General features: G+C 63.4%; 7 protein-coding genes. 1 reads left to right on the top strand and 6 read right to left on the bottom strand.

Features of this window, described 5'->3' with window-relative positions; genetic code table 11:
* Positions 1-4: 4 nt before the first annotated feature.
* Positions 5-2257: an ATP-dependent DNA helicase gene (locus K1X80_RS14140; RefSeq protein WP_220172222.1), complete on the bottom strand. Its 2253-nt coding sequence runs from the start codon at positions 2255-2257 to the stop codon at positions 5-7.
* Positions 2254-3903, bottom strand: a complete 1650-nt coding sequence (locus K1X80_RS14135; RefSeq protein WP_216312127.1) for a VRR-NUC domain-containing protein — start codon at positions 3901-3903, stop codon at positions 2254-2256. The genes K1X80_RS14140 and K1X80_RS14135 overlap by 4 nt, the downstream gene beginning before the upstream one ends.
* Positions 3904-4091: 188 nt before the next feature.
* Between K1X80_RS14135 and K1X80_RS14130 the strand changes: the two genes are divergently transcribed.
* Positions 4092-4316, top strand: coding sequence for a YgdI/YgdR family lipoprotein (locus K1X80_RS14130; RefSeq protein WP_057438460.1), 225 nt, complete (start codon positions 4092-4094; stop codon positions 4314-4316).
* Positions 4317-4360: 44 nt separating this feature from the next.
* Here the strand turns inward: K1X80_RS14130 and K1X80_RS14125 are convergent, their stop codons facing one another.
* The 4 genes from K1X80_RS14125 to K1X80_RS14110 form a co-directional block, all read right to left on the bottom strand.
* Entirely contained in the window at positions 4361-6208 is a 1848-nt protein-coding gene (locus K1X80_RS14125; protein WP_220172221.1) for a polyurethanase, read from the bottom strand.
* A 101-nt stretch (positions 6209-6309) separates the two neighbouring features.
* Positions 6310-9441, bottom strand: coding sequence for an autotransporter domain-containing protein (locus K1X80_RS14120; RefSeq protein ID WP_220172220.1), 3132 nt, complete (start codon positions 9439-9441; stop codon positions 6310-6312).
* 31 nt (positions 9442-9472) lie between these two features.
* A complete protein-coding gene (locus tag K1X80_RS14115) occupies positions 9473-12397 on the bottom strand; it encodes an autotransporter serine protease (RefSeq protein WP_220172961.1) in 2925 nt (974 codons plus the stop codon).
* A 66-nt stretch (positions 12398-12463) separates the two neighbouring features.
* The gene (locus K1X80_RS14110) at positions 12464-13801 is read right to left on the bottom strand and encodes a TolC family outer membrane protein (protein ID WP_057959670.1); all 1338 of its coding nucleotides are present in this window, start codon (positions 13799-13801) and stop codon (positions 12464-12466) included.
* Positions 13802-13803: the final 2 nt, after the last annotated feature.

Raw genomic sequence — 13803 nt, 5'->3', positions numbered from 1 at the left:
TACCTCAGGTCACCGACCACCAGCGCGGCAGCAGTGGCCGCACCTTGGGCTCGGCAAAACGGTCATCAATCAGCATCACTACCCCCTGGTCCTGCCGGGTGCGAATAACCCGGCCGGCCGCCTGCACCACCTTCTGGATCCCGGGATACAGGTAGGTGTAGTCATACCCCGAACCGAAGATCGCGCCCATGCGCAGCTTCATCTGCTCGTTGACCGGATTGAGCTGCGCCAGGCCCAGGGTGGCGATAAAGGCCCCGATCAGACGCGCCCCCGGCAGGTCGATACCCTCGCCGAACGCCCCGCCCAGCACGGCAAACCCCACGCCCTGGCTATGCTGGGTGAACTGCTCAAGGAAGGCCTGGCGCTCGGCCTCGGCCATGCCCCGTGATTGATGCCAGGTCGGGATCGCCGGATGCCGCTCGGCCAGTAATTGCGCCACTTGCTGCTGGTAATCGAAGCTGCTGAAAAACGCCAGGTAGTTGCCCGGCGTACGCGCAAATTGCTCGGCGATCAACGCCACGATGGGCTCCAGAGACGCCTGGCGATGCACAAACCGCGTGGAGATGCGATCGATGATGCGCACCTGCAACTGCGCAGCCTCGAACGGTGATTCGACGTCAATCCACGCGGTATCCGCCGGTAGCCCCAGCAGGTCGGCGTAGTAATGCCGGGGGCTGAGGGTCGCGGAAAACAGCACGCTGCTGCGGGCTGCGGTCAAACGTGGGCGGATAAATTCGGCCGGCACCACGTTGCGCAGGCTCAAGCGCGAGAAGCGGCGCTTGGCCAGCGGGTCGCGCTGGCTGATATCAAAAATAAACTGCTCGTTGAACAGCTCCGCCACCTTGGCGAACTGCAAGGCCTCGAAGTAAAAGCTTTGCAGTTCGCCCGTGAGCGCCTGCGGGTGGTCGTTGAAATACTCGCCCATGGCGCTGGTGCACAGGGCCAGGGCCTGCAACAGCTTGTCCGGTTTGCTGGCATAGGCCTGGTACACCGTGACCTGTTCCTTGTGCAGCGCATTCCATTCACGGTTGAGCCGCTGCAATGGCTTGTGCAAAGGCTCGGGGGCGCTATCGCGCACGCTCTTCAGGGCAAATTGATCAAGGTCGGCGCTGTACATCGCCCGGCCCCGCTCCACCAGGTTATGGGCCTCGTCCACCAGCACCGCGACCCGCCATTGGTTGAGTTGGGCGAGGCCAAACAGCATCGCGCCAAAATCGAAGTAATAGTTGTAGTCGGCGACCACCATGTCGCACCAACGCGCCATCTCCTGGCTCAGGTAATACGGGCACACCTCATGGGCCAGTGCCACTTCGCGCAGCGTGGGTTGATCCAGCAGGCGCACCTTGGCTGCGGCCTCGCGCGCGGCGGGCAGGCGATCATAAAAGCCTTTGGCCAGTGGGCAGGAATCACCGTGACAGGCTTTGTCCAGGTGTTCGCAGGCCTTGTCCCGCGCCACCAGCTCCAGCACCTGCAATGGCAGGTCGGCGCTGGCGTGCAGCACTCGCACCGCGTCCAGCGCCAGTTTGCGGCCGGGGGTCTTGGCCGTGAGAAAGAACAGCTTGTCCAACTGTTGTGGCGCCAGGGCCTTGAGCATCGGAAACACCGTGCCAATGGTTTTGCCGATCCCCGTGGGTGCCTGCGCCATCAGGCAGCGCCCGGTACTGACGGCCTTGTACACCGACTCGGCGAGGGTGCGCTGGCCCAGGCGAAAGTCCGCGTGGGGAAAGGCCAGGGCCCTGGTTGCGGTATCACGGGCCAGGCGCTGCTGCGCCTGCTGCTCGGCCCAGCCGAGAAACAACGCGCACTGCTGATTGAAGAACTTCTCCAGTTCATCCGCAGGGCACAGCTGGTTGATCACGGTTTCGCGCTCGCTGACGATATCGAAATACACCAGCGCCAGCTCGATCTCAGGCAACCCCAGCTTGCGGCACATCAGCCAGCCATAGACCTTGGCCTGGGCCCAGTGCAGTTGCCGGTGGTTGGCCGGCTGGGCATCCAGGTCGCCACGGTAGGTCTTGACCTCTTCCAGCACGTTGCGATCCGGATCATAACCATCGGCGCGGCCGCGCACGCTCAGCTGTTGGTAGCACCCTTCCAGGGCCACCTCACTCTGGTAATGCGCGCTACGGCGGGACGCCACCGTGCGGTGGCCGAGCATGCCTTCCTGGGCACTGGGCGAAGGGGTAAACCGCAGGTCGAGGTCACCGACCTTGGCCGTGAACTCGCACAATGCCCGCACGGCGACCGTATAACTCAAGCGCCCTGCTCCACCCAGCGGACATAACAGACGGTGACCGGCATCTGGTGCTCGCCACAGAACTCCAGCCAGCGCAATTGGTTGTCCTGCAGGCGGTCGCCCGGGCCTTTGACTTCGATCATTCGATAGGTTTTCTGCGCCGGCCAGAACTGGATCAGGTCCGGCATCCCGGCGCGGTTGGCGCGGATATCCAGCAACAGTCGGTCGAACCAGTGCCGCAGGTGCTCGGCGGGCAGGCAATCGAGGGCCTGCTCGAGCAACTCTTCGCTCAATACATTCCAGAACACAAAGGGTGACTGGATCCCCCATTTTTCGGCGTAGCGCTGGCGGATCGTGGTTTTGTAGCGCTGGTCGTGCAGTTGGTCCAGGCAGGCGGCAAACAGTTCGGCGCGGCGCTGCTGGAAGTCCTCACTGTGCAAGTCCACCGGCCCGCGCTGGAACGGGTGAAAGAACGAGCCGGGCAACGGCGCAAAGATCGCCGGCCAGCACAACAGGCCGAACAGCGAGTTGATCAGGGTGTTTTCGACGTAGTGCACCGGCCCCGCGTCATCTCCCAGGTGCGCCTGCACGCAGAACTCCACGGCGGCCAGCGGTTGCGGGAATGGCAGTTCCAGGTCCAGGCGCTGGATCACCGGGGGTTTGGCCTTGGGCAGCGCCGGTTCGCCCAGCTTGCGCCGCAACCGTGGCAGCACCCGCAACAGGTGCTGCTGCTCGGCCGCACTGTGGGGCGCTGCCTGCGCCTCCAGGGCCAGGTCCATGGCCTGGGCGAACGCCTCTTGACGCTCCAGCACCCGGATCAGCCGTGCACGCGCGCCGGGGTAGGCACAATCGCGGTAGATCGCCTCGGCCAGGGCCAGTTCGGCGACCCGTTCGCAATGCTGGCCGACCTGGAACAGCAGCTTGGCCCGGCGCTTTTCCAGCCAGGGGTTATCAGTGGTCAGCGTGGCGATCTGCGCCAGCACCTCCGCCAACGGTTCACCGGCCTCGAAGGCCTGCTGGCATTGGTGCAGGAACAGCAGGCCAGACACATCGTCGCGATGGCGCAGGCCACGGGATTCGGCACAGAACTCAACCTTTTCGTAGGTGTAGATCCCCAGGTCCGCCAGTACAAACTCCGACCAGTCCTGGTACAGGTTGCCGAAAAACATCAGCCGCAGGCGGTCACACAGGTCCATCACCGTAAGGCTGTACAGCCGGTCGTCCAACTGCGGACACCACTGCGCAAACGTCCGCGGCTCGGTAAATTGGCTGGATAAACCGGGCAGCCAATCGGACTTCTTGCCCCTGGGCTGCTCGATCCACGGCTTGAACGCTTGCAGCACCTCGCCTTTTTGCAGTTGCCCCCACACCTCATCAAGCGCCAGCAGGCCCTGCTCATTCACCCAACCGTGAGCCAACAGTGGCTGCACGGCCACGTCGACCGGGCCGATCTCGAGGTAATTGAGCTTGCTCGCCCGAAAATGCAGGCCCTTGCGCATCACCATGCGCACCAGCAACGCCTGGGCCGGTTGCGGCAGCTGGGCGAACTGCGTAACGAAGCGCTGCTCTTCATCGTCCAGCACATCCGCATAGCGCTGCTCCAGCCAGTCGAGCACTTGCTGGAAATTATGCAGGTAGTAAAACGGGTCTTCGAGGGGATTGGACATGACGGGCACTTGGGAAAACACTGGTTATGCATACAGATTGCCGCTGCCAGGCCTGCGTTGCAATCGCTAATAGATCAGTGGCGCACGCAACTTTTTGCATAAAAGTGATCAGATGGGGGTGGATCCGCGTAACATTTGTTGCCCGCAGCCGTTGAGCACGGGGTTTTCGAAGGATGAGAGTAAGGGTTATGAACATGAAGAACTGGGGCCTGCCGCTGGCTGCACTGACGTTTCTGGCATTGGCCGGTTGCTCGACGCCGACCGTCGTGACCTTGCAGAACGGTACGCAGTACCTGACCACAGACACGCCGAATGCCAAGACTCCCGATGGTTTCTACGAATTTACCGATATCGCCGGCAAGCGCGTACGGGTCAAGGCGGCGGATGTCGCGACCGTGCGCAAGGAAGACTGACCGAATCACCGTAGGAGCCGGCGAACCGGCGCCTACGGTTTGTTTCAGGTAATCACGAACGCCTCCGCCGACAGGCTGCCCAGCCCTACCCCCACCAGCGTCACCGAGTTATCGCCGAAGGTCAGCAGCGTATCGCTGCCCACTGCCTTGGCATGGTCGAGGTAGTTGTACTGCCCGTCCACCACCGCCACGCCCATAAATACCAGTTTGTCCGTCGACTGGTAGCCCAGGATCCGGTCCTGGCCGAAGTCGCCGTCGAACAGGAAGGTATTGCGCCCGCCACCCGCTTCCAGCAGGTCATTGCCGGCCCCGCCCACCAGAACATCGTTGCCTTTACCGCCGATCAGGTGGTCATTGCCGTCCAGGCCAAACAACCACTGCCCGCTATCGCCGGCCTTGAGCAGATTGGCGCCGGCATCGCCCTTGAGCGACGCCGCGTAGGCGGTCAGGTCCTTGCCCGCCAGCAACCCCTTGTCGGTCACGCTGTGGGTCACCTCTTTGCTGAACAGCAACAGATAGCTTTCCTTACTCACTATCGCGCCCATATCGCGGGTCATGCTGATACCGCCTTGGCCGTCGCGGATGTACAGGGTGCCTGCGCCATCGTTGGCCACTTCGACGTTTTTCAGCGACTGCTGCAAGTCCAGGGTGTTGAACCCCTTGCCGCCCAGCAGGATGTTGTAGCCGCCGCCATCACGGAAGGTATCGTTGCCGGCGCGACCTTCCAGGTAGTCGTTGCCCCGGCCACCCTGGATCAGGTCATTGCCGTCGCTGCCGATAATGAACGTACTGCCCTGGTGGGCTTCGGCATTGCGGTTGAGGTCCTGCACCCAGGTGTTGGCGCGCGCCGGGTCGGACAGATTGGCGACGATGATCGTCGAATCACGGCTGGTCAGGTCATAGAACTTGGATTCGAGGATGCGGCTCATGCCATCGCCATAACCCGTGGGTAAATGGGAAATCCACGTCGGCAGGTTGAGAATGGAAAACGGCAGGATATTCCAGAGCGTCGAGGCGTAGTGGTCGTTGAAGCTGACGATGTTATCGGTGCTGGAGGCATGCGGTTGGTCATGCACCCCGAGGGACGACAGATTGAACGACGAACCGTCGAGGGCGCGATAGACCGGGTCGTTTTCATAACCGATGTTCAACACCTTGTCGCCGCTGCTCTGGGTCGGCGAGGCATAGGCCACGTAGTTGGCGTCCTTATAGAAACCCGCCCAGGTGGTGTTGCTCAAGTCGGCCATGCTGTTGACCGCCAGGCCACCGAGGCTATGGCCGCTGACCAGTACATCCTGGCCACTGAGCCCCTGCGCGCTGGCATACGCGGCGACTTTGCCCAGCAAGTTGCCAAACGCCTGGCCCGCGTAGTTTTTCGCATAGTCCGCAGGGCCGAAGGCTGCCAGCAAGTCGCTGATCACATCGCCGATGGAATCAACAATCAGGTTCTCCCTGGGCCCCGAGGTGCCACGGAAGGCGATTCCGATTTCCAGCAGTTTGCCGGCGTCATCGTATTTGCCCAGGACTTCTACCTGGGCACTGGTATAGCCGGTTTTCTCACCAAAGAAGGTGCCCCGGGCATCGACCTTGCCGCCGTAGTCGAGGGTGCTGGCGCTGATGGGGGTCCAACCGGCCTTTTGCACCGCGTCGAGGGCGGCCTTTTCCGAGTCGGGGTTCCATGGGATACCGGGGATCACGCCCTGGGAGTCGGTGCTGCCCAGCAACGCCTGCACCAGGGTCACCGGCAAGCCAAGCCCCAGGCCATGCTGCTGGTAGCCCACGGCAAAGCCGTTATCCAGGTTGTGGTAGGAATACAACGTGATCGCCATGGCATCGGCGAACAGTGCTTTGGAGTCCTCGGTAGTAAGGTTTTTGTAGTCGTAGACACCCATGGTATTGCCTCTCTTTTGTTGGAATTGTCGAGAAAGCCAAAACAGTTGGAATGCTGTAACTGTGGGAGCAAACCTGCTCCCACAGTTTGGAGCTGCGGTGTTTAGAAGGCCCAGTCCAGGCTCAAGCCCACACCGTGGACTTTCTCCTTGCTGGCCAGCAGGCCGTTGTAGTCAAAGTTCAGCCGCGCATCCTTGGTCAGCGCCAGGCTGGCCCGCGCACCGACCAATGCCGCATCGCGCACCATCGGCGAGCTTTCCACGGCAAACGCAGTGCTACCCGAAGCAAACGCCAGGTGACGCTCGGAATCGGTGGCGCTGAGGTTGTGCTGCCAGCCCAGGGTGCCGGAAACGTCGAGGGCCTGATGGTCGGTGACGTTGAAGGTCTTCAAGGCCCGTACGCCCAGGGTGCTGAGCACCAGGTCGCGGGTGTCATCGCCGCCCTTGAGCGCCGCTGCATCGCCTTTCTCGCTGAAGCCATCGCTGTCCAGATGCACATAGGCCAGGTTGGCGAATGGCTCCAGCGCCAGCGGTTGCAGGTTCAGGCGGTAAGCCGCTTCGGTAAAGACCTGGGTGCTGCGGGCATCGACCTTGGCTTTCTGCTTGCCGGCGACTTCGCCGTATTGCAGCTCACGCGTCACATCAGCACGGTGCCAGCTGTAGGTTGCCCCGCCGCTCAGGCGCCAGGCGCCGATGTCGTGACCGGCATAGGCGCCAAAGTGGTAACTGTCCACCGATGCCCGCGAATGGGTGCCATCGCCCATGTTCAGCGAGGTATCGCTGTAGCCCGCGACCAGGCCCAGGCGCGTGTTTTCATCCAGCGCACCGTCCACACCCGCCAGCAGGCCGCCGATGGAGGTGGTGTAGCCCGCCGTATCGCTGGCGCTGTCGGTTTTACCCCAGGCGCCGAGGGCCTTGATCCAGACGTTGCCACGCGAGTCGAGGGTTTGCGCTGAAGTGCCCATTTCCCCCTGCTGCAGGCGCTCGCCTACGGCTTCACGCAGGTAGCGGTTGTCGTTGACCAGCGCGGTTTCCAGGGCGGGGTAGATTTCCCCCGACAACTGTTGGAACGCCCCTTGCGCCGAGGCCGCACTCGGCGCCAGCAGCAGGCTTTCATACACCCCGTTACCTGCACCCAGTTGCTCGGCAGCCGCCGCCACCGCACGTTGGTTATCGGTCGCTGCGACGCTGGCGAAGCTGTTGGCCGTGCGCGCGACATCCAGTTGCACGCCGTTGGCGCCATAGTTCAGGTTGCCGCCGACAAACAGGTAATTGGGCAGTACCGAGACAAAACTACCGGTAATCCCCCCGGCCGCCTGCAGAATGTTGTACTGGCGGCCAATCAGGCTTTGCGCTTCGGGCTGGCTAAGCAAGGTCGGGCTGTTCTCCAGGGCCAGGGTCACAGTGCCGCCGTTGAGGGTCGCCTTGCCACCGGCGACGATGCGGTCGCTGCTGGTCGTGGACAGCTCTACCGCATAGGTGGAGCCCGCATCGAAATTGACATCCCCAGCCACATTCAAGGTGCCGATGGAGTTGCCCGGCGCGACCGTACCGCCGCTTTTCGCGTTTAGCGCGCCGATGCTACCGGCCCCGCCCAAGACCCCGCTGTTGCTGACAGTGACCTGCGATGTAAGCGAGCCATTGACCGCCAGCAAGCCTTGATTGACCAGGGTCGGCCCGCTGTAGGTGTTGCTGCCGGTCAGCACCAGTGTGCCGATGCCCTGCTTGGTCAGGCCACCGTGACCGGAAATGTTGTTGCTCCACACGTCCCGCCCGCAGTGCACATCGGTGCACAGGCGCTCAGTGGGCTTGCCGGCATCGACCACCGCCCCAACCCCGGGCAAGTCCGCGACAAACTGGCCGCTGCCATAGCCACCGTCGATGCGAAACTCGGCCGGAATATCCTCGGCGGTGATAAACATCCCCGGGCCGTTGACCGCCTTGCCCAGGTTGATCATGCCCCAACCGTACAGGGAGTCGATGCCCGGTGCACCAAGGTCGGTGGCGGTGGTCTTGAGCAGCGTGGAAATCTGCTCGCCGCTCATATACGGGAAACGCTCCATCAACACCGCGGCCGCGCCCGCCACATGGGGCGCGGCCATGGAGGTACCGCTTTTATTGTTCCAGCCCAGGTTCATGTTATCGACGGTGGTGCCGACCATCACCGAGCTGTAGATCGCCGTGCCCGGTGCCGATACGCAGATGCTCGCGGCATACCCGCAACGCGAGGAGAAGGTGCTGATCACATAGGGGTTGGGGCTGTTGACGTCCGGGTTGCGCTGCAACGCCGCCACCGACAGCCAATTGGGCGCGATCTCGGGGACAAAATACGCCAGGCCGGAAATCGCATCGGGGTTGTTCAGGTTGTAGTCGTTGCCGGCGGCAAAGATTGTCAGCACGCCGCTACGCGCCGCATTGATCGCGCCCGAATAAGCGCCCCCTGCAGCGGTGCCCAGCAAGGGTTTGATCTGGTCGAACTGCGCCTGCGCCTCGCTGAGGCCGAAATGGGGGAACGCCGGGTCCTTGCCGCCCTGGGCAAACTGATCGCCAATGCCGATGCCCCAGCTGTTGTTGATGATGCGCGCACCATTGGCCACCAGGCTGTCCCAGCCGGCCTGGTACACCGCGCCGTCGTTGCCCAGGATGATCCCGTCTTCGGGGCCGGGGTCGCCGTTCTCGGCGCTGAGGATCTGTGCGTTGTAGGCCACGCCGTGCATCGGCCCACCGTTACGGTCGCCGGCGGCAATGCCACCGACATGGGTGCCGTGGTCGCCCAGCTTGCCATTGGAGCCCTGGGACGGTGTGCCGTCATAGCGGAACGGGTCACCGGCCTTTACCGGGATGTACGGGTCGGTGTACTGGCGGATCCCTTCAGTGACCAGGGTCTGCACCTTGCCCGGGCTGGAGAACTCAGGGTGCAAGGCGTACACCGGCTGGTCGAAAATCCCCAGCTTCACGCCCTTGCCGCTGTAACCGGCGGCATACGCCACATCGGCATTCACCGCCCCCAGGCCCCAGTCGGCCTTGAACTCATTGCTGCGCCAACTGGCGACATCCCCCAGCTTGCCGGTTTCGACGTAGGGTGCGGCCTGGGCGGTACCCAGGCTGGCCAGGCAACACAGCAACGCGCCGTATGGCACGCGACTCAGGGCCTTGAGCGGGTAGCCCGGGCCTGTTGGGATGGCGGAGTGAAACCCTCGTTGTTTTACGTTCACGGTGACCTTCCTTAGTTTCATTGCGTTTGTTGTTCTTTTTGTTGGCGCCGCTTCAGAACTGCCAGTCGAGGCTCAGGCCCACGCCCTGGTTGTTCTCCTTCGCACCCAATTGGCCGCTGTAATCGAGGTTGACCCGCGTGGTCTCGCTCAATGCCAGGCTGGCCTTCAAGCCCACCAGCGCGGCGTTGCGCTGCAACGGCGTGCTTTGCACGGCAAACGATGGGCCACCGGCAACAAAGGCCAGGTGCTCCTCGGATTCAACCGGTGTCAGGCTGTGCTGCCAGCCGAGCGAGCCGGAGAGTTCCAGTTGCTGGCGGTCATTCAGCGGCACTGTTTTAAGGGCGCGCAGGCCCAGGGTGCTCAAGGTCGCGTCGCGGCGATCACTGCCGCGCTGCAGGGCGGCGGCATCGCCTTTTTCATGGAAGCTTTCGCTGTCCAGGTGCACATAGGCCAGGTTGGCAAACGGTTCCAGGGCCAGCGCTTGCATGTTCAAGCGGTAGGCCGCCTCGGTGAACACCTGCAGGCTGCGTGCATCCAGCTTGGCCTTTTGCTTGGCGCTGACGTCGCCGTATTGCAGGTCGCGCTGCACATCGCCGCGATGCCAGCTGTAGGCGCCGCCCACACTCACGCGCCAGTTGCCCAGCTCACGCCCGGCATAGGTGCCCAGGTGGTAGCTGTCGACATCGGCCGACGAGTGCGTGCCATCGCCCATGTTCAGCGAGCTGTCGCTGTAGCCCGCCATCACGCCGACGCGGGTCTGTTCGTCCCACTGGCCATCGACCCCCAGCAGCATTCCGCCGATAGAGCGGGTGTACCCCGCGTATTCGCTGCTGCTGTCGGCCTTGCCCCAGGCACCGAGGGCCTTGATCCAGAGGTTGCTTTCGCCGGTCGCCGGCACATGGCGCAGGCGCTCACCGACGGCCTCGCGCACATGGCGGCTGTCGTTGATCAGCATCGCGCCCACCGCCGGGTAGATTTCGCCAGACAACTGCTGGAAGGCCTGGCGCGCGACCACTGCGGAGTCGGCACTCAGCACGCTTTCATACACGGGGTTGCCGGCCCCCAACTGCTCGGCAGCGGAAGCCACGGCAAGCTGGTTGCGGGTCGCCGCGACGCTGGCAAAGCTTGCGTCATTGCGCGCGATAGCCAGTTGCACGCCGTTAGTGCCGTAATCGAGGTTGCCGCCCAGAAACAGATAGTTGGGCAATACCGCAGCAAAACTGCCGGTCACTCCGCCCGCCGCCTGCAAGATGTTGTACTGGCGGCCGATCAGGCTTTGCGCCTGGGGCTGGCTGAGCAGGGTCGGGCTGTTTTCCAGGGCCAGGGTCACGGTGCCGCCGTTGAGGGTAGCCTTGCCGCCCGCGACGATACGATCGCTGCTGGCGTCCGACAGCTCCACCGCATAGGTGGAACCGGCCTCGAAGCGCACATCCCCGGCCACGTTCAAAGTGCCGATGGAATTGCCCGGCGCAATCACACTGCCGCTGTTGGCCTGCAATGCGCCGATGCGCCCGGAACCGCCCAGGGTCGCGCCAGGGTTGACCGTGACCGCCGAGGTCAACGAACCATCGACCTTCAAAACACCGCCATTGACCGTGGTCGGGCCGCGATAGGTGCTGTCGCCACTGAGCAGCAGGCTACCGGCGCCGGACTTGATCAGGCTGCCTTGGTAAATGCGCTGGGCCGCCGCCGCATCCCGGGCCATGCCCACCGCGTAGTCGGTCTGCTCCTGCTGGCTGGCGCCGGCGCCAGGACCATTTTCCCAGCCCTTGTCCTGCACGGTCTGTTGCCATGCCAGGTGTTCGGCGCTGTCTTCCGCCTGGCGCTGCAGCAGCGCCTTGTCGGAAATGCCATTGCTCCACACATCGCCCTGCCCGGCCGCCAGATTGACGTCCATGGCGCCCAGTAACTGCCCCGGTCCATGCATCGCCCGGCCAAGGTCCGGCACGCCCCAGCCGACCTTGGCGTTCGGCGCGTCGGTCACCGAACCGTCCAGTTGCGTGGCCGTCGTCAGCAACACCTGCAAGGCCTGTTCGTTGTTCAAGTACGGGTAGCGCTCCATCACCAGCGCCAAGGCGCCTGTGGCATGGGGCGCCGACATCGAGGTGCCGGACTTGACCGCATAACCGCCGCCTGGGATGGTGCTGTCGATCTTCGCGCCGGGGGTGGAGATGCACCAGTACTTGGCGATGCCGCACTGGTTGTACTTCTGGTTATTGGCCTGGTCCAGGCCCGACACCGCCAGCCAGTGGCCTTCCAGTGCCGGCTCAAAGTACGGCAAGGCCGAGCGCACGCTGGCATTGGCATAACCGCTGTTGCCAGCGCTGAACACATTGATCACCCCGGCGCGCGCCACATCGGCGGCGGCGTCCAGCCAGGTGCCCTGGTTGAAGTGTTGCGCGTAGGCGGCGTGCAGATCACCCAGGGTCTGGTAGCTGACATCCTTGGGCTGGCTGCCCCAGCTGTTATTGATCACGCGTACCCCGGAATCGACCATGGAGTTGTACACCGCCTTGAAGTACTTGGGGTCGGGCGTCGGGCCAAACAGGAAGCTGTCGTTGGCGTTGGTATTGCCCACATAGATCTGCGCGTTGTAGGCCACGCCATGCATACCGTTGCCGTCCCGCGCAGCCGCCATGGTGCCGGTGACGTGGGTGCCATGGGAGTCGTTGTTGGGGTTCAGCGCGCCGGTGGTGGAAAACGGGCTGCCATCCACGTAAGTGCCGCTGGCGGTCACCGGGTGAAAACGCTGCGGGGAGGCTTCCGGGTGGCTGGCATCAAAACCCGAGTCCAGCGCACCGATCTTCACCCCGGCACCGCTGATCCCCGCGGCATAGGCTTGATCAGCCTGCATGCGGCCCAGGCCCCAGTCCCTTTGATATTCCGCCGAGCGCCAACTGGCGGGGTCGCCCAGCTTGCCGGCCTCTACATAGGGCGCGGCCTGGGCAGTGCCCAGGCTGGCCAGCCCACACAGCATGACGCAGTGATAGCCTCGTTGTTTCGCGTTCACGGTGACCGTCCTCACTTTTATTGTGTTTTTTATTCAGCGCGGGCCTGGGCCAAAGGCTTCGTCGACCTTGGCCAGATCGGTGTCGCGCAGGTTGCCCGCGTAGTAATGCAATTTGGTCCAGGCCATCAGGTAGTCGTAACGGGCCTGGGCCAGGTCGCGACGGGTGCTGTACAGCTGCTGCTCGGCGTTGAGGGCGTCGAGGTTGACGCGCTCGCCGCCAAGGATGCTTTGCTTGGTCGACACCACCAGCGCTTCAGCCGAGGCCAGGGCCTTTTGATAGGCGCGCAGCTTGCTGACCCCCGACAGGCAGGCGCTGAACTGGCGCCGTAGCTCGATCAGGGTTTCGCGGGTCTTGCCCTCCAGTTCGTACTCGGCCTGCTCCATGGAGCGACTGGCCTGGCGGGTGGACGCCGAGACGCCGCCCCCGGCATACAACGGCACGCTGACTTCAATGCCGATGGTGTTGGTGTCGTAGCGCTGGTTGTAGGTGTTGCCACTGTCGGACTCCTGCTGGCGCGAACTGGCATACGCGGTGATGCGTGGCAGGTGCCCGGCGCGGTTGCGTTCCACCTCATAGCGCGCCACTTCCACGGCCTGGCGCTGGGAGGCCAGGGTCGGGTTGTTGGTCAATGCCAGTTCGTGCCAGCTGTCGTAGTTGGCAGGGGCCAGGGTCAAGGCGGCGAAGTCCTGGTTCAGTGGCGCCAGGTCGGCAATGTCGACACTCTGTACGCCAAGCAAAGCCCCCAGTTCGCGCAGTGACGCGTCCTGCTCGTCGAGCGCCTGGATCTCTTCGGCCGTCGCCAGTTCATAACGGGACTCGGCCTCCAGAATGTCGGTGCGGGTGCCCTCGCCTTGCTGGAACAGGTGCTGGTTCTGCTGGAACTGTTGCTCGTAGGCCTTCTTTTTGGCCCGGGCGATGTCGATCTGGTCCTGGGCGAACAGGGCCTGGGTGTAATAGGTCAGCACCCGCACCAACAGCGCCTGGCTCTTGTCGCGAAAGCTCTCATCGGCAAACAGCGCCTGGGCCACGCCCTTGCGGTAATTGGCATAGGCTTCGTAGTCGAACAGCGGCTGTTGCAGGGTGAAGGTCGAACCGAAACTGTTGTAGTTGCGGTCGTCGTGATAGTGGCCGCCACGGCCATCGGGCAGGTTGGCCTGGGAGTTGTTGCGGCCCTTGTTGTAGTTGTACGACAGCCGGGGCAACAGGCCGGCGCGGCCGATGGTGCGGTTTTCCAGGCCGGCGTCACGCTCCTTGATTGCGCCGAGGAAGGCTGGATCGTTACGCAGGGCCTGTTCATACACATCGAACGGGCCCATGGCTGCCTGGGCGCCGGTGCAGGCGAGAAACAAGGCGATGAACACAGGCTTCATGC

The sequence above is a fragment of the Pseudomonas sp. So3.2b genome (genome assembly GCF_019464415.1).
GTDB lineage: Bacteria > Pseudomonadota > Gammaproteobacteria > Pseudomonadales > Pseudomonadaceae > Aquipseudomonas > Aquipseudomonas shahriarae.
Note: the sequence above shows the minus strand (reverse complement) of the source record. Positions and strands in the feature narration are given on the sequence as shown.